The 20,330-nt window shown below is 67.7% G+C and carries 20 protein-coding genes; 11 read left to right on the top strand and 9 right to left on the bottom strand.

Annotation, left to right across the window (positions count from 1 at the left end; all coding sequences use genetic code 11):
• Nucleotides 1-24: 24 nt before the first annotated feature.
• The 4 genes from NQV17_RS28640 to NQV17_RS28625 form a co-directional block, all read right to left on the bottom strand.
• Nucleotides 25-1,455, bottom strand: a complete 1,431-nt coding sequence (locus tag NQV17_RS28640) for an aldehyde dehydrogenase family protein (RefSeq protein WP_257774853.1) — start codon at nt 1,453-1,455, stop codon at nt 25-27.
• On the bottom strand, nt 1,452-2,531 hold the full coding sequence (locus NQV17_RS28635) for a homoserine dehydrogenase (protein WP_257774852.1): 1,080 nt from the start codon (nt 2,529-2,531) through the stop codon (nt 1,452-1,454). Before NQV17_RS28635 ends, NQV17_RS28640 begins: the two co-directional genes overlap by 4 nt.
• A 150-nt stretch (nt 2,532-2,681) precedes the next feature.
• Entirely contained in the window at nt 2,682-3,179 is a 498-nt protein-coding gene (locus NQV17_RS28630) for an Lrp/AsnC family transcriptional regulator (protein WP_044848452.1), read from the bottom strand.
• A 31-nt stretch (nt 3,180-3,210) separates the two neighbouring features.
• Nucleotides 3,211-3,684: a hypothetical protein gene (locus tag NQV17_RS28625; protein ID WP_257774851.1), complete on the bottom strand. Its 474-nt coding sequence runs from the start codon at nt 3,682-3,684 to the stop codon at nt 3,211-3,213.
• 81 nt (nt 3,685-3,765) lie between these two features.
• On the opposite strand from NQV17_RS28625, the gene NQV17_RS28620 reads away from it, so the two are divergent.
• A complete protein-coding gene (locus NQV17_RS28620; protein WP_257774850.1) occupies nt 3,766-4,158 on the top strand; it encodes a hypothetical protein in 393 nt (130 codons plus the stop codon).
• Here the strand turns inward: NQV17_RS28620 and NQV17_RS28615 are convergent.
• A complete protein-coding gene (locus NQV17_RS28615) occupies nt 4,134-5,054 on the bottom strand; it encodes a LysR family transcriptional regulator (RefSeq protein WP_044848491.1) in 921 nt (306 codons plus the stop codon). The two genes, NQV17_RS28620 and NQV17_RS28615, sit on opposite strands and share 25 nt — an antisense overlap.
• A gap of 132 nt (nt 5,055-5,186) precedes the next feature.
• On the opposite strand from NQV17_RS28615, the gene NQV17_RS28610 reads away from it, so the two are divergent.
• From NQV17_RS28610 to NQV17_RS28575, 8 genes are all read left to right on the top strand, one after another.
• A complete protein-coding gene (locus NQV17_RS28610) occupies nt 5,187-6,137 on the top strand; it encodes a ketopantoate reductase family protein (RefSeq protein WP_044848450.1) in 951 nt (316 codons plus the stop codon).
• Nucleotides 6,134-6,526 (top strand): VOC family protein, encoded by a 393-nt coding sequence (locus NQV17_RS28605; protein ID WP_044848449.1) that lies wholly within the window; start codon nt 6,134-6,136, stop codon nt 6,524-6,526. The genes NQV17_RS28610 and NQV17_RS28605 overlap by 4 nt, the downstream gene beginning before the upstream one ends.
• 2 nt (nt 6,527-6,528) lie before the next feature.
• A complete protein-coding gene (locus NQV17_RS28600; protein ID WP_044848448.1) occupies nt 6,529-6,987 on the top strand; it encodes a MaoC family dehydratase in 459 nt (152 codons plus the stop codon).
• A complete protein-coding gene (locus tag NQV17_RS28595; protein WP_257774849.1) occupies nt 6,987-8,207 on the top strand; it encodes a CaiB/BaiF CoA-transferase family protein in 1,221 nt (406 codons plus the stop codon). The genes NQV17_RS28600 and NQV17_RS28595 overlap by 1 nt, the downstream gene beginning before the upstream one ends.
• Nucleotides 8,207-9,040 carry a shikimate dehydrogenase gene (gene aroE / locus NQV17_RS28590; protein ID WP_257774884.1) on the top strand — a complete coding sequence of 278 codons (834 nt, stop codon included), beginning with the start codon at nt 8,207-8,209 and terminating at the stop codon, nt 9,038-9,040. Before NQV17_RS28595 ends, aroE begins: the two co-directional genes overlap by 1 nt.
• 19 nt (nt 9,041-9,059) lie before the next feature.
• Complete coding sequence (gene aroQ, locus NQV17_RS28585; RefSeq protein WP_257774848.1) at nt 9,060-9,503, top strand: type II 3-dehydroquinate dehydratase; 444 nt, start codon at nt 9,060-9,062, stop codon at nt 9,501-9,503.
• 207 nt (nt 9,504-9,710) lie between these two features.
• Complete coding sequence (locus NQV17_RS28580) at nt 9,711-11,138, top strand: MFS transporter (protein WP_124489188.1); 1,428 nt, start codon at nt 9,711-9,713, stop codon at nt 11,136-11,138.
• A gap of 136 nt (nt 11,139-11,274) precedes the next feature.
• Nucleotides 11,275-12,519 carry an MFS transporter gene (locus NQV17_RS28575; RefSeq protein WP_257774847.1) on the top strand — a complete coding sequence of 415 codons (1,245 nt, stop codon included), beginning with the start codon at nt 11,275-11,277 and terminating at the stop codon, nt 12,517-12,519.
• 264 nt (nt 12,520-12,783) lie between these two features.
• On the opposite strand, the gene NQV17_RS28570 is transcribed toward NQV17_RS28575, so the two are convergent.
• Both NQV17_RS28570 and NQV17_RS28565 read right to left on the bottom strand, forming a co-directional pair.
• A complete protein-coding gene (locus tag NQV17_RS28570) occupies nt 12,784-13,830 on the bottom strand; it encodes an AraC family transcriptional regulator (RefSeq protein ID WP_374692766.1) in 1,047 nt (348 codons plus the stop codon).
• A 248-nt stretch (nt 13,831-14,078) separates the two neighbouring features.
• On the bottom strand, nt 14,079-15,713 hold the full coding sequence (locus NQV17_RS28565; protein ID WP_257774845.1) for an AMP-binding protein: 1,635 nt from the start codon (nt 15,711-15,713) through the stop codon (nt 14,079-14,081).
• Nucleotides 15,714-16,039: 326 nt separating this feature from the next.
• On the opposite strand from NQV17_RS28565, the gene NQV17_RS28560 reads away from it, so the two are divergent.
• Both NQV17_RS28560 and NQV17_RS28555 read left to right on the top strand, forming a co-directional pair.
• The gene (locus NQV17_RS28560; protein WP_257774844.1) at nt 16,040-17,140 is read left to right on the top strand and encodes an AraC family transcriptional regulator; all 1,101 of its coding nucleotides are present in this window, start codon (nt 16,040-16,042) and stop codon (nt 17,138-17,140) included.
• Nucleotides 17,141-17,284: 144 nt separating this feature from the next.
• Entirely contained in the window at nt 17,285-17,674 is a 390-nt protein-coding gene (locus tag NQV17_RS28555; protein ID WP_257774843.1) for a hypothetical protein, read from the top strand.
• A gap of 211 nt (nt 17,675-17,885) precedes the next feature.
• Here the strand turns inward: NQV17_RS28555 and NQV17_RS28550 are convergent, their stop codons facing one another.
• Both NQV17_RS28550 and NQV17_RS28545 read right to left on the bottom strand, forming a co-directional pair.
• The gene (locus NQV17_RS28550; protein ID WP_257774842.1) at nt 17,886-19,379 is read right to left on the bottom strand and encodes a HAMP domain-containing sensor histidine kinase; all 1,494 of its coding nucleotides are present in this window, start codon (nt 19,377-19,379) and stop codon (nt 17,886-17,888) included.
• A complete protein-coding gene (locus NQV17_RS28545; protein ID WP_044848486.1) occupies nt 19,379-20,098 on the bottom strand; it encodes a response regulator transcription factor in 720 nt (239 codons plus the stop codon). Before NQV17_RS28545 ends, NQV17_RS28550 begins: the two co-directional genes overlap by 1 nt.
• Nucleotides 20,099-20,330: the final 232 nt, after the last annotated feature.

Raw genomic sequence — 20,330 nt, 5'->3', positions numbered from 1 at the left:
CCGCGCGGGGCCCGCGCTCGCGCATCAGCCCGACAGCCGCCGGTTGCGCCTGAAGCAGACCACCTTCGGCTGCGTCATGTCCGTCATCGCGAACCGAACGCCTTCGCGGCCCAGCGACCCATGCTTGAATCCGCCGAACGGCATGCCGTCGAAGCGGTAATCGGACGAATCGTTGATCATCACGCCGCCCGCCTGCAGGCGCTCGGCCGCGCCGAGCGCCACCTCCAGGCGGTTGGTGAACACGCCCGCATGCAGGCAGCTCTCCGACGCGTTGGCCGCGTCGAGCGCCTGCTGCAGGTCGGTGAATTTCTCGATCGTCACGACCGGCGCGAATACCTCGTCGGTCCAGACACGCGCGTCGTGCGGCACATCCGCGAGCACCGTCGGTTCATACAGCGCCCCGCGTCGCCGATGGCCGGTCAGCACCGTCGCACCGCGCGACACTGCCTCGTCGACCCAGCGTTCGATGCGGATCGCCTGCTCCTCGCCGATCATCGGCCCCATGTCGGTCGCATCGTCCAGCGGATCGCCGACGACCATCCTGCCGGTCAGTTCAACGAAATACCGCACGAACGGCTCGTACGCGGCCTCGGCGACGAAGATCCGCTGCGTGCCGATGCAGTTCTGTCCCGCCGCCCAGAAGGCGCCCGACACGCACGATTCGGCGGCATCCTTCAGGTCGCAGTCGGCCATGACGATCACCGGCGCATTGCCGCCCAGGTCCATCGCGATCTTCTTGAGTCCCGCATCGCGCGTGATGGCCTCGCCGGTCTGCGGGCCACCGGTAAAGGTCACCATCCGGATGCGCCGGTCGCGCACCAGCGCGGACGCGAGATCCGCGCCGCCGTGCACGATCTGCAGCGCGGCGCGCGGCGCACCGGCTTCCCACAGGACCTCGACGAGCGCCTGTGCGGACAGCGGCGCGAGCAACGACGGCTTCAGGATGACCGCATTGCCGGTCGCGAGCGCCGGCCCGAGCTTGTGCGCGACGAGGTTCAGCGGGTCGTTGAAGGGCGTGATCGCGAGAATCACGCCCAGCGGCTCCAGCGTGTAGTAGCCGCTACGATCCTCCGAGCCGGGATACCCGTCGAACGGGATCGTCTCGCCGTTGAGTCGTTTCGCCTCCTCGCCCGACAGGCGCAGCGTGTTCACGCAGCGCGCGACTTCCTTGCGGGCCTGCCGCAGCGGCTTGCCCGCCTCGAGCGCGATCGTGCGTGCGAATGTCTCCGCTTGTGCCTCCACGCGCGAGGCTGCGCGAAACAGGAGGTCGGCCCGCTGGCTGCGCGACATGGTTGCGGCCGCACGCGCGCCGTCGAGCGCGCGCTCGACGAGGAGCGGCGCCGCATCGGCTCGCGACAGACGAACCTGGCCGACGATCGAGCCGTCATACGGCGACCGCACATCGGCCACGCCGGCTCCCGTGCAGTCGCTCATCACCGCATCGCGCGCGCTCATGCGGCCACCTCGTGCGAGGCCGCGCCAATCCGGTCCGCCAGTTCGATCAGGTCGGAGAGGATCGCGAACGCCGTTTCCTCGCGCCCGGCACCCGGCCCGCTGATCGTCACGCCACCGAGCACGTCGGTGTCGAACGTGATCGCGTTCGTCACGCCGCTCGCGGCCAGCAGCGGATGGCCGGCCGGCAGCTTGCACGGTTCGACGCTCGCGGTAACGGTGCCGTCCGGATGGCGGATGGCAGAGCCGATCAACCGCCAGGACATGCGCTCCGCCGCCGCCGCGCGCACGTCTTGCTCGGTCAATTCCACGATGCCGCGGCACGTCACGTCGGCGCGCTCGAGGCCGGCATTCCACAGTGCGTTCGCCAGAATGACGACCTTCAGCTGTACGTCCGAACCGTTGACGTCGGCCGCCGGGTTCGCCTCCGCATAGCCGCGCTGCTGCGCATCCCGGATCGCCGCATCGAAGCTCGCGCCGGCCTCGACCTCGCCGAGCACGTAGTTCGACGTGCCGTTCAGGATGCCGGCGAAGCCGCGGATGTCGCAGCCGCGCAGCGAGGTCGCGAGCTGCCGCAGCACCGGCGTGCCGCTCATCACCGTGCCCTCGTACATCACGCACGCACCCGATTGCGCGGCGATCCGCGCCAGTGCCGGCTGCGCGAGCGCGATCGGCCCCTTGTTGGTCGTGATCACGTGCTTGCCGCATTCGAGCGCGGTACGGCAATGCGACAACGCGGGCTCACCGGTGGTCGGATCGGTGAAGGTCGCCTCGATGACGACATCCACGTGCTCCGACGCGATGGCCTTCAGCACCGCACCGAGGCCGACGTCCGGCGACACCAGCGTGCCGGGATCGCGACGCAGCGCTTCGGCAGCGACGCCCCGCCGGGCGGTTTCGTCGAGGACGTCCAGCGCGATACCGCGAGGATTCGTCGCGATCCCGAGCCGCAGGTCGGCGACCATCGTCACCGATACGTCGAGTCCCGCCGCACCCAGCATCGCGCGCTTCTTCTTGAGCAGTTCGACCAGTCCCTGATTGACTCCGCCGAAACCGACCAGTGCCAGTTTGAGTTCCATCTCGATCATCTCCTGTTCATTGACCACACGACACAGGTTAGTTATGCAAATCGATTTTCAAATTATGCGTTTCGCCCGATTCAAGCCATCACCCGTTGCGATTCGTCATGCGGGACGGACGGATCGCCCGTCCCGCGCGAAACAAGACCGTCAGGCGGCCGGCGGTTCGTCGTCGCCGTCCTTGTCGACCGGCACGAACAGCCCGACCTTGACCGCGCTCAGCACGACATTCGTGTTGATCCGGCGGATCATCGGATTGCTCTGCATGATCCGCGCGGACAGCCGGTCGTACGCCTCGACGTCGCGTGCGGTGATGATCGCGATCAGGTCGGCGGAGCCGGTCACGTAGTAGATCTGCTGGATCTCGTCATGCGCCTTCGACCACTCGCGGAACCTGGCGACCGTCTCGTAGTTTTCGCGTTCGATCTCGATTGCCGCGATGAACGTCATCGGCCTGCCGACCGCCGCACGATCGACCACCGCGATTTCCGCCGAAATGATCTTTTCGGTGCGCATGCGCTTCAGCCGCTTTTGCACGGCCGACGTGGACAGGCCGATCCGTTCGGCAATGGCGTCCGCGGTCGCACTGCAATCGCGCTGGACGATATTCAGGATCTTGCGGTCGAAGGAGTCGAGTGCGTCGGTCATCGCGTGGTCTGCCGGAGAACGGGGGCTTGCGTCAAAGATAGAAAGGGCGGGCCGACCTGAGCCCGACCAGATGCCGGACACGGTCGAACGCGGTGACGAGCGTTTCGCGCCACTGCGCCGCCGGCCCGCAGATACATACGGGCGCGAAATGGATCGTATCCACACCCGCGGGAATTCGGAACGGACGCTCGATGCCATCGTCCGATTCGGTCACGAGCGCGGTGCCGTCGACTTCGGTCAAGCTCATCAGCAGATGGGCGGGTGCTGTCGCACCCAGCAGGTCGCGCAGAGGCGACTCGTTCGCGGACAACTGTTCGAGCAGCGGCAACTCGTACGCGCCGGGCCACCAGGTGTCGTGTTCGTCGAGCCACGGGCCGACGCCCGGCATGCCGACCATCTCGAGGATCCGGTTCGCACCGAGATGCGCATACGCGCGACACCGGCCGGCCCCGTCGGTCGACGAGCGCGCCAGCCAGCCGCCGGCGCTCGGGACAGGGTCCGTCAACGCGACGTTCGCGGGCTTCAGTCGGCCGAGCGTTTCAGCCGTGCCTGCGGCGGATCGGTGCCCTTCGCAGGACCTCGGTGCGTGATCCGGGACGATCCTGTCCGGGACGATCCTGCACACCCATTTGGGACCACCCTGCAAGGCGGCGGGGACGTCGCCGGCCCGGACTTGAGCGGCTCGCCTGCGGGCGTGTTCGACGATGACGATTGGCGTGTCCGGCATACGACTCTCTTGTGCTTGCTGGGCCGCGTCGCAGCGATGCTGGCGCGCTTCACGGATCGGCCGACGGTGTTGGGGCTGGAGAAATCATATCGCCTCGATGCGACTGAAAAAATCTCAACCGCGCCGAACCTCGACGTAAAACGTCGAAAAACACTCCTTGCCGGACGTTTCGCATCCAATCGAGCGCCAGCCGGTCCGCCGGCCATCACGACCGCCGAACCCGCAAGTCAATGCGATGCACCAAACAGCTGAATCACGACGCCGCGCAGCCAGCGGTTGCCGGCCTCATGGTGATATCGCGCATGCCAATGCTGCCGTACCGCAAACCCGTCGACCGGGATCGGGCACGCATGAACCGCCAGATCGCTCGCCTGAGCCAGTGTCTGGCCGATATGACGCGGTAGCGTGGTGATCAGGTCGGTCGTCTGGACGATCGCCCCCAAGCCCAGGAAACCCGGCAACTCCAGCACGACGTCCCGCTCGATGCGCGCCTGCCGCAGCGCCTGTTCGAGGAGTTGCGCCCCGGTTCCCGCGGTAATGGCGACATGTCCTTCGGAACGATACTGCTTTGCCCCGAGGCGACCGCGAATCCTCGGATGATGCCGGTTGGCCAGACATACCCAGTCCTGGTCGTACAGCTTCTGCTGATAAATGCCGCCACCCAGCCACGGCACATAGCCGATCGCGAGATCGGCTTCGCCGGATTCGAGCGCGCGTTCCGTATTGCCGTCGATCCGCGCGGCTTCCAGCCGAACCCCGGGCGCCTGCGCCCGGACATGGGCCAGCAGCCTCGGAAGCAGCGTGATGTGGCTCGCGTCGGTCATGCAGATACGAAAGCGTCGCTGGGCCGTCGCCGGATCGAACGCGATCTCCCATGCGGTGAAGCGCCGCAGGGATTCGAGAATTTCCCGGCATGGCCCGATCAACGCGTCGGCTTGCGGCGTGGGCGCCATGCCGCCGGGTGTCCGGATGAAGAGCGGATCGTGCAGGTGTTCCCTCAAGTGCCCGAGCCAGATGCTGACCGTCGGCTGGCTCTGGCCCAGTTGCTCGGCGACGCGCGTGACGCTGCGCACGTCGTACAGGAGATCGAAAAGCTGAAGCAGCTTCAGGTCGGGCAGGTCGGCGGGCATCGTGGCGTTATTGTCCAGGGCAATGACGACATTGTATCCATTGCATTGTCGGCATGAGCGGCGACTCCTATCGTGATGCCATACGTCAGCTTTGCATGGGACCAGAGTAAGGCGCCAAAGCGCCAACTCTGGTCGACAAAGGAGAAGCCATTGAAAATAGCAATTCTGGGCGCCGGCGCACTCGGCTGCGCGATCGGCGCCACCCTCACCCAAGGCGGCCACGAGACCTGGCTGATCGACCGCTCGCCGGCACACGTCGATGCGATGCGCCGTGACGGCCTGCGCGTCGACGACGCGGCCGGCACCCGCCACGTACGCGTCCACGCGACGACCCAGGCTGCCGAAGTCGGCGTGGCCGACCTGGTGGTGGTGCTGGTCAAGTCGTTCCACACCGACGCGGCCATCCGCGGCGCCCAATCGCTGGTGGGGCCGGATACCACCGTGCTGTCGCTGCAGAACGGCCTCGGACACGAGGACATCCTGATCGACGTCGTCGGCCGCGAGCGCGTCCTCGCGGGCAAGACCTACGTCGGTGGCGTGCTGCGCGGTGCGGGCCATATCGAATCCGGCGTGATCGGCAAATACACCTATATCGGCGAACTCGACGGCCGCATCACACCGCGCGTGCAGGCGATCGCCGCCGCGTTCGATGCCGCCGGCCTCGCCACGACGATCAGCGACAACATCGTCGGCACGATGTGGGACAAGCTGCTGGTGAACGTCGCGACGGGTGCGCTGACCGGCCTGACCGGCCTCACCTACGGGCAGCTTTACGACGAACCGCTGCTGAAGGCGACGTCGCTCGCGGCCGTGGCCGAGGCGATCGCGGCGGCGCAGGCGGCCGGCGTCAAGCTGTCGATGACCGATCCCGAACAGGCCTGGACGCTCGCCGCCGAGGGGCTGCCCGCGTCCTTCAAGACGTCGATGCTGCAAAGCCTGGAGAAGGGCTCGATCACCGAAATCGACTTCATCAACGGTTCGGTCGTGCGCTGGGGGCAGCGCTACGGCGTGCCGACCCCGGTCAATGCAACGCTCGTCGCCTGCATCAAGGGGCTGGAACGCGCGATGGCCGACCGCCAACGGCAGGAGGCCGCCGCATGAATGCCACGAAAGCCTATCTCGAACACGTCGCGATCTGGGTCAAGGACATCCGCTGGCACATCCGCTTCTTCGAGGACGTGCTCGGCATGACCCTGCGCGAAGTGGACGGCACGCTCGACGCGCCGCGGCAGTACTGGACGCTCGGCGGCCTGCAGTTCATCCACGCGCCGGAACACGATGGCCCGGAAGGCCGGCTCGCGCATCTCGGCGTGATGTGCGAAGACCTGGAGGCCGCGCTGGCCGCGGCGCAACGCTTCGGCGTGACGGAGATGCCGCAAGGGCGCAACTGGCTTCGCCTGCCCGACGGGCTCGCCGTCGAACTGATCCAGGCCAGGCCGGCTTCCTGCGTCGCGCAGGCGCTGGCAATCAACCCGCGCGCGGAGGCATGACCATGACGATCGTCGAAAAATACTGGGACGACGCCCGCGAGGGCGACACGTGCACGAGCCCGAGCTACACCGTGACCAAGGAGCGCATTCTCGCGTACGCCGACCTCACCGGCGACCATACGCCCGTCCACGTGGACGAGGAATACGCGAACGCGAGCCATTTCGGCTGCCTCGTCGCGCACGGGCTGTTCGGCCTGTCCATCGCCGACGGCCTGAAGACGCAGAGCGACTATCGCTTTCTGCCGGGCATGTCGCTCGGCTGGAGCTGGGATTTCCTGCTGCCGATCAAGGTCGGCGACGTGCTGCACGTGACGTTCCGCGTCGGCTCGATGCGGGCGAGCAAGAGTCGCCCGGACTGGGGCATCGTCGTGCTGCCGTCGGAGCTGATCAATCAGGACGGTCAGGTCGTTCAACGCGGCGAGCATCGCCTGATGGTGCCGCGCCGCCCGGAGGCACTGTGATGCAGGCTCGCCCACTCGAAGGCATTCGCGTCGTCGACTACAGCCACTTCCTTGCCGGTCCGTACGTCGGGCGCTGTCTCGCGGCGCTCGGCGCCGAAGTCATCAAGGTCGAGCGCCCCGGCTCGGGCGATGCGGGACGCCAGCACGCGACCGTGCTCGACGACCAGCAAAGCGGCTACTTCCTGCAGCTCAACATGGGCAAGCGCGGCGTGAGCGTCAACATGAAGGACGCGCGCGGCAAGGCGTTCATGCAGCGTCTGTGCGACTCGGCCGACGTGTTCATCGAGAACTATCGGCCGGGCGCGCTGGACAAGCTCGGGCTCGGCTATGCCGAACTGTCCGCGCGCAATCCGGGCCTCGTCTACTGTTCGATTTCGGCGTACGGGCATACCGGTCCGGACGCGCATCGCGCAGGCTTCGGGCTGATCGCGGAAGCCAAGAGCGGCATCATGCAGATGGTCGGCACGCCCGGCGAGCGGCCGCCGCTGCTGCGCATCTCGCTCGGCGACATGTATACCGGCATTCATGCGGTCGCGGCCATCAACGCCGCGCTGCTCGGGCGCGTGAAGAGCGGCCGCGGGCAACACATCGACATGGCGCTGTACGACACGCTGGTATCGATGCACGAATACGCGGTGCAGTGCTACACGCTGCAGGGCGTGCTGCCCGAGCAGACCGGGCACGACATGCCGACCTCGACGCTCTACGGCGTATTCCGCGCCGCGGACGGCGATCTCGTGATCGCCGCGCAGGTCGACGACGCGTGGAAACGCTTCGCCGAGCTGATCGCGACGCACGGCGGCCCGGCGCAGTTCGGCGCCGACACGCGGTTTCACGACAGCACCGGGCGCAACGCGCACCGCGCGGAGATCCTGTCGGTGGTCGAGCCGTGGGTGGCCGCGCGTTCCGTCGCGTCGGTGCTGGAACTGCTGGACGGCATCGACGTTCCGTGCGCGAAGGTGCAGCGCATCGACGAGGTATTGAACGATCCGCAGATCCAGGCGCGAGGCATGGTCGTCGTGCAACAGCATCCGCGCTACGGGACGCTGCGCCTGCCCAACCTGCCGTTCCGGTTTTCCGATTGCGATACGACGATACGCGACGTCGCGCCCGATCTCGGGCAGCACAACGCGGAAGTCGCACGCGCCCTCGGGTTCGATGCGGCCGAAATCGACGCGATGCAGGCCGACGGCGTCCTCTATTCAAAAGCGAGCCAATGATGACCGACCAATACGCGGTGATCGGCAATCCGATCGGGCACACGAAATCCCCGTTGATTCACGGCCTCTTCGCGCAGCAGACGCGCCAGGATCTCAGCTATACGGCGATCGAGGGGCCCGTCGAGCCGGCAGGCGCTTTCGCTGCCACGATTCGCGCGTTTTTCGACGGCGGCGGCAAGGGCATCAACGTCACGGCGCCGTTCAAGCTCGACGCGTTCGCGATGTCGGACGAACGCAGCGAGCGGGCGCAGCTCGCGGGCGCGGCCAACGCGCTCAAGTTCGACGGCGGCCGCATCCTGGCCGACAACTTCGACGGCATCGGCCTGGTTCGCGATATCGAGGCGAACCTCAGGCTGCCGATGGCCGGCAAGCGTGTCCTGGTGCTCGGTGCGGGCGGCGCGGCACGCGGCGCGCTATTGCCGTTCCTCGAAGCCGGACCGGCTGAACTGGTCATCGCGAATCGCGACGTCGACAAGGCGCGCGCATTGGTCGCGCAGGTCGCCGGACGCGGTCCGCTCGTTGCCGGCGGCTACGCGGACCTCGCACGGATGGGGCGTTTCGACCTGGTCGTCAATGCGACGTCGGCCAGCCTGACCGGCGACCTGCCGCCGGTCCCGCCGAGCGTGTTCAGTCCGGCCGGCACGGCCTACGAACTTGCCTACGGCAAGCGTCTGACGCCGTTTCTCCGGCTCGCGAAAAACGCCGGCGTACACGGCATTGCGGACGGCGTCGGCATGCTGGTCGAGCAGGCAGCCGAAGCGTTCGCGTGGTGGCGCGGCGTACGCCCGGAGACCAGCTCGGTGATCGATCGGCTGGCCGTGCCCTTTGATTGAACACGCGATGGAGATTCGCATGAAGAAGATCCTGATGCTGCATGGCATCAATCACAACATGTTCGGCAAGCGCGACCCGGCACAGTACGGGACGATCACGCTCGCGCAGATCGATGCGCGGCTGCAAGGGCTGGCGAGCGAACTGGGTGTACAGGTGGAATCGTTCCAGACGAACAGCGAAGGCGCGATGTGCGAGCGCATTCATCGCGCTTTCGAGGAATGCCAGGACGCGGTGCTGATCAACGCGGGCGCATGGACGCATTACAGCTACGGCATTCGCGATGCCCTTGCCATCCTCACGTGCCCGATCGTCGAACTGCACATGTCCAACATTCATGCGCGCGAGGCGTTCCGGCATCACTCCGTGCTGGCCGAGATCGTCAGCGGGCAGATTTGCGGTTTCGGAGTCCAGAGCTATCTGCTGGCGCTGAGGGCCGCGGTCTCGGCGCTCGGCGACGCATAGGCCGATTCCCGCATCGGCCGCCGATGCGGGACCGACGCCCACGCGCGACCGTTGCCGGGTGCACGGCGTGGCGCGCCGCGCTGGTTCGCCGTGCGTCGGATCGACGGGCCCCGGTCAGGTCACACAGCGGAGTCGCCACATCGGGCAGTGACGACTCCCCGCATCACCCGCGTTGCCCGGCACACATATCAATATCTGGAGACGACGATGACCACGACCTTGCGAGACGAGCCCCGCGGCAGGCACCAATCGAGAAAAGCCGCCATCAGCGGCTGGATCGGCTCGGTGCTCGAATACTACGATTTCTTCATCTACGCCACGGCATCGGCGCTGATCTTCCCGCAGATCTTCTTTCCGCACGGCAGCCCCACGACCGCCATCATCGCGTCGCTGGCCACTTACGGTGTCGGCTACGTGTCGCGCCCGATCGGCGCGTTCGTGCTGGGCCATCTCGGCGACACGCGCGGACGCAAAACCGTCCTGCTGTTCTGCATGTTCCTGATGGGCATCTCGACCGTCGGCGTCGGCCTGCTGCCGACCTATCAGCAAGCCGGGCTGATCGCGCCGGCCTTGCTGGTGACGCTTCGCCTGCTGCAAGGTTTCGCCGTGGCCGGCGAGATCACCGGCGCGAGTTCGATGATCCTGGAGCACGCGCCGTTCGGTCGGCGCGGATACTTCGTCAGCTTCACGCTGCAGGGCGTGCAGGCGGGCCAGGTGCTGGCCGCCGCCGTGTTCCTGCCGCTCGCCTACTACATGCCGTCCGCGCAATTCGACAGCTGGGGCTGGCGCATTCCGTTCCTGCTGAGTGCGCTGGTCATCGTTGCGGGTTTGATCATTCGCCGCCAGGTCGACGAGTCGCCGGCCTTCGATGAAGCGGTACGCAACCAGGCGCAAGCCGGCTCGCCCGTCGCCGACGCTTTCCGGCATCACTTTCCCGACATGGTGCGCGTGGCCTGCATGTCGATGATGAACGTGATTCCGGTCGTCGCCACGATCTTCGGCGCAGCCTATGCGGTGCAGCCGGCGTATGGCATCGGCTTCCAGAAAGACATCTATCTCTGGATCACGGTGATGGGCAATATCGTTGCGATGATCGTGATTCCGTTCGTCGGCAACCTGTCCGACAAGGTCGGACGCCGGCCGCCGATCATCGTCGGCGCGCTGGCGGCCGGCCTGCTCGCGTTCGCCTACCTGTATGCGATCAGCATCCGCAACGTGCCGCTCGCGTTCGCGATGTCGATGCTCATGTGGGGGGTCGTGTACCAGGGCTACAACGCGGTATTTCCGTGCTTTTACCCGGAACTCTTCCCGACCCGCACGCGCGTCTCGGCGATGGCGATCGCGCAGAACCTCGGCACCGCGGCCACGGCGATGCTGCCCGCGCTGTTCACGGCGGTCGCGCCGCCCGGCGCGCACCACGTCTGGCTGATCGTCGGCGGGATCGCGTTCGGCATCACCGTGATTGCGTCGCTCGCGGCGGCGAGCGCGCGCGAGACCCATCGTGTCCATATGAACGACCTGGGGCAAGCGAACGCTCGACCGGTCGACAAGGCAGAATACGACCGTCTGCGCGTCGCTGCGATGGCGCGCCATCGCGTCGTGCACGAACACGTGCCGGGATCGCTGGGCAGCTAGCCGGCGCTCGACGGGGCGTCGTGTCCGGCGCCCCGTCCGCCGGGCAGTTCCGGCTTGCTGCTGCACCCTCGCCGGCAGAGCGCACTTGCTTTGCCGCTGTCTTCACCCGATGCCTGATACCGTGCCGAAAACCGTCATGCCGCACACCACGCGCCCTGCCCGCCTGAACTTCGCGCTCATGTTGCCGCTTCTGCTGGCGGCCCAGCCGGTGGCGACCGACAGTTACCTGCCGGCGCTGCCTGAAATCGCCGCCACGCTGGGGTCGGCCAGCGTCAGCCTGACGGTTTTCGCATTGATATTCGGTATCGGGCAATTGCCGATGGGCAGTCTTGCCGACCGGTACGGCCGCCGCCCCGTGCTGCTGAGCGGCCTTGCGCTCTATGCGCTGGCGGCGCTCGCGGCTGCGCTCGCGTCGAGCGCGGCGATGCTGGTCGCCGCTCGCGCGATGCAGGGCTTTGCGATGGCCGCGATCCTGGTATGCGCGCGCGCGACCGTGCGCGACCGGTATTCGGCAGCCGACGGCCCGTACGTGATGGCGCGTGGTTTCATGGGAATGGGGATGATGGCGTTCCTCGCGCCGATTTTCGGTGCGTATGTCACGCAGCAGGCCGGATGGCGATGGGTGCTCGCGGGGATGAGCCTGTATGCGTTCGGGCTGCTCGTCATGTGCTGGTACGGCTTCGAGGAAAGCTTCACCCGAGTCGCTTCGAGCCGGGGCTCGATCCGCGGCTCGATCCGCGACGTGCGCGAGATATTCGGCAATGCCACGTTCAGGGTATGGGCGCTGCTGGCCGCGTCGACGTACACCGGCATGTTCTGCTTTCTATTGCTGTCTCCCGCCATCTACATCCGGCATCTCGGCCTGTCGCCCCAGCGATATGGCTGGATACCGGCGAGCGGTACGTTCGTCTATGTCCTGAGTACGTATGGCTGCCGCCTGTTGCTGCGACGTCAAAGCATGCTGCGAACGGTGCGACAAGGCGCAACGTTGAGCCTCACCGGCGCGGTGATTCAGGCATTGGGGTGTGCGCTGCTTCCCGGAAGCATCTGGCCGCTGCTCCTCGGGCATGGCGTGTATTGCCTCGGCCACGGCATCCATCAGCCCTGCGGGCAGGCAGGGGCGGTCAGCAGCCTGCCCCATCTGGCGGGCCGCGCGGTATCGTGGTCCGGCTTCATCATGATGTTCTTCGCTTTCAGCGTGGGACAGACGGCAGCGGTCTTCACCGATCCGCGCTATCAACTGGGCGCGTGGCCGATGGTGGTGCCGATGCTCGTCGTCGGCGTGACGCTGGTCACGATCGCGTTTGCGTGGCTGCCGGCAATCATCCGCACGACGTCGGTCGGCACGCAATCCGGCGTATCGGCGAGTTCGACCAGCTGACCGGGCCGCCGTGCTTGCGTGTGAAGTGCGCGGCCGACGCGCTCGCCGTGTCCGTCGAATGCGTCGCGCGCGACGTGACGCCGCCCGCTCGTGACGGCGATCGACGCGAGACGGACGATCTTCGCGATGCGCTATTGCCGATACGAAAAGCGCAACGGCACGCCGCACGCACGATGACGCGTGACGACGGGGAGCCGTCCATGGGAGCGCACGAAGGATGCCGGTTATGGGAGCGGGATCGAAATCGGATTTGAACAACCCGCGCTACGCGCGCCGCCGGTAAGTCCCCGGCGTACTCCCCGTCCAGTGACGGAACGCGCGATGGAACGCGCTCGGATCGTCGAAGCCGATATCGGCGCCGATCGCCGCGATCGTGTCGAGCGTGTCGGTGAGCCGCTGGATCGCGATGTCGCGCCGCAGTTCATCCTTGAGCGCCTGGAACGTCGTGCCTTCCGAGGCCAGGTGGCGGCTCAGCGTGCGCACCGAGCAATGCAGATGCTCGGCCGCCCGCTCGATCACCGGCAGGTCGGGCAGCGCCGCCGACAGGTATTGCCGCACGCGATGGCACACGAGCTGTTCGCTGAACGATTCGAAGATCCAGTCGCCGGGCGCGCGCGCGAGGAACTTGCGCAGGTTGCGCTTGCTCTGCCGGATCGGCGCGTCGAGGTAGTCGGCGCTGAAACGCATCAGCGTGCGTTCGCAGTCGAACTGCACGGAGCCGGTGAAGAAGTACAGATGCTCGACCGCATGGCGCGGACGCGGGCACGCGAACTCGATCCGCAGCAGCGGAATCTTCTGCCCGATCAGCCAGGAACACACGCCGTGCACGAGCTTGAGCATCAGCTCCTGGCCGAGCGCGCCGATCGGGCCGACGGCCGGGTTCGGCCGCAGCAGCACCTGCGCGACCTGACCGTCGCGCTTCGATTCGACGAAGAAGTCGTCGAGCAGGATATGGAAGAACTGGCCGAAACGATGCTGCGCCGTTTCGAGATTGCGCGCATCGAGCAGGCTCAGGCACAGGTATTTCAGCGTGCCGCCGCGCAGCGGGCGCGAGAAGATGCCGGGCATCTCGTCGTCGAGGTCGATCGCGAGCGTGCGGTACAGCGTCGAGAACTGCTCTTCCGTCACGCGTGCATGCGGCTCGCCGAGCAGCTCGAGCGGAATGCCGGCCCCGCGCAGGTAACGCTCGACCACGTCGCGCTGCGCGCCCGCGCTCGCCAGGAAACCGTTGACGAGCGAAATCGGCACCGTCGCGCTCGGCGACGGCAGCGCCTGCCCGGGCCGGGCGGAAGGTGAGTCTGAACCGGTCATCGCGTCCCCGTCGGTCGAACCGCTCGCATTGTACTTGAGCGGCCCGGGCCGGGCTTTTGGGGCTTTTGGGGCTCTCTCGGCTCTCTCGGCTCTCTCGGCTCTCTCGGCTCTCTCGGCTCTCTCGGCTCTCTCGGCTCTCTCGGCTTTCTCGGCTTTCTCGGCTTTCTCGGCTTTCTCGGCTTTCTCGGCTTTCTCGGCTTTCGGCGCGCCGGCCCGCGCGCCGTCGGGCGCGCGGCGCGTCGGCGCCATCAGTCGGTGCGGCTCAGTTCCCGGCGCAGGATCTTGCCGACCGTCGACTTCGGCAGCCGCTCGACCAGGCGGATCAGCTTCGGCACCTTGTAAGCCGCGAGGTTCGCGCGGCAATGCGCGACGAGCTCCGCTTCGGTCACGGCCGCGTCCGGCGCGAGCACCACGAACAGCTTCACGGCCTCGCCGGTACGCGCATCCGGCACGCCGATGCACGCGCATTCGGCCACGCCCGGCAACGCGGTGGCAACCGCTTCCACCTCGTTCGGGTACACGTTGAAGCCCGACACGATGATCATGTCCTTCTTGCGGTCGACGATCTTCAGGAAGCCGGCCGCGTCGAACACGCCGATGTCGCCGGTGCGGAAGTAGCCGTCCGCGGTGAACGCCGCCGCATTCGCTTCCGGCTTCTGCCAGTAACCGCCCATCACCTGCGGCCCCAGCACGCAGATCTCGCCCGCTTCGCCGATCGCGACCTCGCGATCCTGGTCGTCGAGCAGCTTCACGTCGGTCGACGGCAGCGGCAAGCCGGTCGTGCCGGTGAACACGTCGATCGACTGCGGGTTGAAGGTGACCACCGGCGACGTTTCCGACAGCCCGTACCCTTCGCGGATGAAGTTGCCCGTCACGGCCTTCCAGCGCGCGGAGATCACGTCAATCACCGCCGCGCCGCCGCCAGCCGACAGCTTCAGCCGCGACCAGTCGACCTCCTTCAGCCGCGGATGGCCGGCGAGCCCCGCATACAGCGTGTTGACGCCGACGAACACCGTCGGCCGCGCGGCCTTCAGCACGTCGATGAAGCCGTCCATGTCGCGCGGATTCGCGACGAGCCAGTTCTCCGCGCCGATCGCGAAGTAGGACAGGAAGTTCACCGTCAGCGCGAAGATGTGATACAGCGGGATCGCCGTGACGACGACCTCCTCGCCCGGCTGCCGTGCGCCCGACACGATCGCCGCGAACTGCTCGATGTTCGCGACCAGGTTGCGGTGCGACAGCGCAGCGCCCTTCGACAGCCCGGTCGTGCCGCCCGTGTATTGCAGCAGCAGCAGATCGGCGCCGCCGAGCGCGACCGGCTCGAATGCGAGCGATTCGCCGGCGGCGAGTGCATCCGCGAGCGGGATCGAGCCCGGCGGCAACGCGTCGCACGCGCCGGCCGGCGCATCGACGACGCCGAGATCGCCGCGGCCCACGCCCAGCACGGTCCGGATGCGCGTCTTGCCGACCACGTCGGCGAACGTGCCCATCGAGCCGCCGCACACCACGGCCACTTCGACGCCCGCGTCGTTGAGCTGGTGCTCGAGTTCGTGCGCGGTATAGAACGGGTTCACGTTGACCTGGATCGCGCCGAGCCGCGCGAGCGCGACGGTCGCCACCGGAAATGCGAGCACGTTCGGCAACATCACGGCCACGCGATCGCCCTTGCGCACGCCGACGACCTGCTGCAGGTACGCGGCGAGCGCGGCCGACAGGCGGTCGACGTCGGCGTAGGTCAGCGTGCGGCCGAGCGCGCGGAACGCGGGACGCTCGGCGAAGCGGCGCATCGCGTCGTCCAGCAGCGCGGTTACGGAAGGAAAGCGATCGGGGTCGATCTCGGCGGGGATCGAGCCGTACGAGCCGATCCAGTGTCTCTTCGTCATTGTCCTGCTCCTCGGGGGACGGCACCGGGCAGCGCCGTTCGCACGGCGGCCCGCGCACCGGATCGGATGCGCATGGGCCGTCGCCTGAGCGGGAACTATCGCCCGCCAACCGTTCTTTGGAAATGATCCGGGCGGTCGAAAAGATGATCGAAACGGACACGCGGACGCGCGGCGAGCGACCAGCCGCGGCGTGCGCTCGCACGACGGCTTGCCGTTGCCGGACCGTGCAAGCCCATGCGCATCAGGGTGAACCCTATGGCGCGCCCGCGCGTTCCGGCGCAGAATCGCGAACCCGGAACGGTATCGAAACGGACGCAGAACCAGCCATGCCGCGCAGTGCGCTCTTGACCCCGACGGCCGCCGGCGCCGCCCCGCTGCCGGACGCGCCGCTCGCCCCCGCGTCGCGCGAGAAACGCTTCTCGCCGGCCAAGCTGGCCGTGCTCGTCGGCGTCGCGCAGGAACTCGGCCTCGACCCGGCCGCGGTGCTCGACGGCACCGGCCTGGCGCCGGACGCCGTCGCCGACCCGTTCACGCTCACGTCGCCGCTGCAGTTCCTGACCGCCGCGCGCAACGCGATCGGCCGCTATGACGGCACCGATCTCGGCGTACAGGTCGGCCGCCGGCTGCATGCGTCGAGCTACGGGATGTACGGCTACGCGATGCTGTGCTCGGAATCGCTCGCGCATGTGTTCGATTCCGCCGTCAAATATCACCAGCTGGCCAACGGGATGCTCGCGATCCGCTGGGTCGAACAGGGCGACATCGCGTCGTGGCTGTTCCCGGATCCGCACGAAGCCGCGCTGCCCGGGCCGGACCTGCCGCTGTACCGCTTCCTGATCGACATGCAGTTCGCGCTGCACGTGACGATCATCAAGGACGTGATGGGCGCGTGGTGCGTGCCGGCCCGCGCGCAGTTCGCGCAGCCGGAGCCGGCGCACGCGGCGCAGCTCGCCGATGCGCTCGAATGCCCGATCGCGTTCGACCAGCCGCACCATGCGTTGAGCTACCCGGCCGCGTGGCTCGCGCGCGCGCCGCAGCTCGCGAACCCGATCACCGCCGCGCAGGTGTCGTCGCACTGCGCGCGCCTGCTCGACGAGTTGCGCAGCCAGGCCGGCGTCACGCGGCGCGTCTACCAGGAACTCACGCGCACGCCCGGGCAGTTTCCGGACATCGACGCGATCGCCGATACGCTGTGCATGACGTCGCGCACGCTGCGCCGCAAGCTCGACGCCGAAGGCTCGTCGTACAGCGAACTGCTGACGAGTGTGCGCAAGGCGCTCGCGATCGATTACCTGAGCACCACCACGCTCAGCACCGAGGACATCGCGCTGACGCTCGGCTTCAGCGACGCGGTGGGGTTCCGCCACGCGTTCAAGCGCTGGACCGGCACGACGCCGAGCGAGGTGCGGCGCAAGCGTGGCGGGTGACGGCGAGCACCGCGGGTGGCGTGGGCCGAGATCAGTGAAGTCGTCACCGAGGCAGCGCAAACCGGCCGTGTTCTTTTTTCAGCCGAAAGAAGGCGCGCTTTCGCCAGCCGCCGTGCCGATCTTGCGCGTTGAACAGGGAGAATCATGAAACCGTTTCATAGCCGTTGCCCGGCACTTCTCGGTGGCGTCAAGTCTGTTGCCTGGCTGCTCGTCTGCGCATCCGCGCATGCGCAGACTTCCGGGCCGTTCGAACTGAAGTGGACCCATCCAGGCGAGAAGCTCGTCTACCAGTCGCGCGGCTGTGCCGATGAATGCTGGGAGGCTGCGGTGGTGAACAAGCGTACCGGCGTCTTGCTTGCACGCCTGCGCTGCGACGGCACCGACTTGCCGTTGACCCTGCGCGGCTACCGGCCCGCCGCGACGCCATCCCAAGTGGATCTCGGCGATTGCAGCCCCGATTCGTGGCCGCCAGAGGGCGTGAACAAGTTCGAGGCCATATCGGCGGAATTCGAGCGATTGCTCAGGATGCCTTGACGTTGGCGACTCGCACGGCAGCGCTCGACACCGAGCGCTTTCAGCGTGACATCCTGATGCCGAAATCGCGACATCGTCCGACCGAAACGCGTTGATCGCCCCATCGTCCGAAGCCACGGACGACCGACGAGCGGGGCCCGGCCCGCCGCGATTTCCGAGCATGCATCCGGGCGGAAATCGCGCCAACGGCGCGGGTCGGCTTCAGTCAGCTTCACCGCGCGTCACCCGCCGCCGGATTCGCCACCGCCAGCGCAAACTCGAACACCGCGCCGCGCCCGTCCCGATCGACGAGCCGGATGCCGCTGCCGTTGAGCGCCAGCATCCGGTGCACGATCAGCAGCCCGAGCCCGCCGCTCGTCGCCGCGCCGCCGCTGATCGGCCGCTGCGGCCGCCGGAACAGCCCTTCGCGCCGCGCCGGCGGAATCCCTTCGCCGGTATCCGACACGGTCACCACCACGCGATCGTCGAGCGGCGTCAGCGCGACCTCGACCTCGCCGTGCTGCGGCGTGTGCCGCAATGCGTTGTCGAGCAGGTTGGTCAGCACGCGCTCGATCATCCCGAGATCGGCCGACACGACCGGCACGCGCGGCGGGATCCGCGCATGCAGCGCGATGCCGCGCGACTGCGCGGCAAGTTCGAACTTCTGGAATACGTCCTGCACGAGATCGACGAGCGAGAACGGCTCGCGCTCGGCCTGCACGCCGCCCGACTCGAGCCGCGCGAGTTCGAACAGCGCCTGCGCGAGCCGGCCGACCTTCGAACTCTGCGCGAGCGCGATCGACAGGTAGCGGCGGCGCTCGGGTTCGGCGAGCGTGTCGGACTTCAGCGACAGCGTCTCCAGATAGCCGTGCAGCGACGTCAGCGGCGTGCGCAGGTCGTGCGAGATGTTCGTGATCAGTTCGCGTCGCTGCTGGTCCTGGCGCGTCAGCGCGCGCCACTGGTCGCCGATCCGGTCGGCCATCTGCGCGAACGCGGATTCGAGCACCGCGATCTCGTCGCCGCGTCGCCCCGGCGGCGAGCGCGGCACCGGCGGCTGCGCATCGGGCGCGGCGTTCGCGTCGAAGCGGCGCATCGCATCGGTCAGCCGGCGCAGCGGGCGCGTGATGAAGCTGAACGCGATCAGGCCCGCGAGCAGGCCGAGCAACGCGACGACCGCCATCGACCACAGCGTCGTGCGCAGCACGTTGCCGGCGTCGACGCGCGCGGCCAGCCGGTCGTGCGCTTCGCCGAGCAGCACCACGTAGATATAGCCGGACGGCGGCTGGCCCGCGCGCTGCAGCGGCGCGGCGCTGAACACCTTGCGCGCGTCGGGGCTGCGCGGATCGTCGCCGAGGATCGGCAGCGGCTCGCCCGCGATGAAGCGCTGCACCGGCGCGAGATCGACGCGCTCGCGCTTCACGTGGCCGGGCGGCGCGTCGTCGCCCTTGATGCGCCCCGCGTTGTCGAGCAGGTACACCTCGACGCTCGGGTTCACGCCCATCAACTGGCCGAACAGCGTGCGCACGGCGTCCGGGCGCAGCCCGTTCGCGTCCATCAGCGGCGTGCTGCCGGCGATGTGCGCGGCGAGATCGCGCGACAGGCCCTGCACGACTTCCTTCTCGCGCATGTCGTTCGCGCGGATCTGCAGCCACGCCGACGCGCCCGAGCACGCGAGCAACAGGATCGAGAACACGAGCGACAGCCGCTGGGTGAGGGTCAGCTTCATCACGTGTCCCGCTGGTCCGGCGCGGCGAGCTTGTAGCCGCGCCCCCACACGGTGAGGATCCTCACGGGCTCGGCCGGATCGGCCTCGATCTTCGCGCGCAGCCGGTTGATGTGGGTGTTCACCGTGTGTTCGTAGCCTTCGTGCTGATAGCCCCACACGGCATTGAGCAGGTCCATCCGCGAGAACACCTTGCCCGGATGCCGCGCGAAGAAATACAGCAGGTCGAACTCGCGCGGCGTGAGGTCGATGCGCGTGCCGTCGACGGCGGCTTCCCGCGCGATCGGGTCGATCGACAGCCCGGCGACGTCGAGCGTGCCGGCGTCGATCCGCGAATCGCGCGCGAGCGCGTCGACGCGCCGCAGCAGCGCCTTGACCCGCGCGACGAGTTCGAGCACCGAGAACGGCTTCGCCAGGTAATCGTCGGCGCCGAGTTCGAGGCCGAGGATCCGGTGCACCTCGCTCGAACGCGCGCTGGTGATGATGATCGGCGTGTAGCGCGCCATCGCGCGCGCGCGTCGGCAGATTTCCAGGCCGTCGACGCCCGGCAGCATCAGGTCGAGGATCAGCGCGTCCCAGTTGCCCTGTTCGAGCAGGCGCAGCCCTTCCGTGCCGTCCGCGCTGTGCACGACTTCGTAGCGCTCGTCGCGCAGGTGCAGGCTGAGCACGTCGGCGATGTCGGCGTCGTCTTCGACGATCAGGATGCGTTTGGGGTGGTCCATGGCGGTCGGCGGCGGCACGGCGGCGGCGGTCTTCGGTCTCGAACGGCGGTTCCGGCCGGTCAGGTCCGGCAAGCCGGCCTGCCCGGGGCGATTCGCGGCAGGTATGCCGCGCTGCCGCCATTGTGCAAAATTTTGCGGCGGAAAGGGGTCACAAATCGTTTAAGTTTGGATCGTGGCTGTGTCCCGAGGCAATGCCAGCAAAGCTTTGCGCTCAGCCCCCAAAAATCGAACT

Source organism: Burkholderia sp. SCN-KJ, from assembly GCF_024656005.1.
Lineage (GTDB): Bacteria > Pseudomonadota > Gammaproteobacteria > Burkholderiales > Burkholderiaceae > Burkholderia.
Note: the sequence above shows the minus strand (reverse complement) of the source record. Positions and strands in the feature narration are given on the sequence as shown.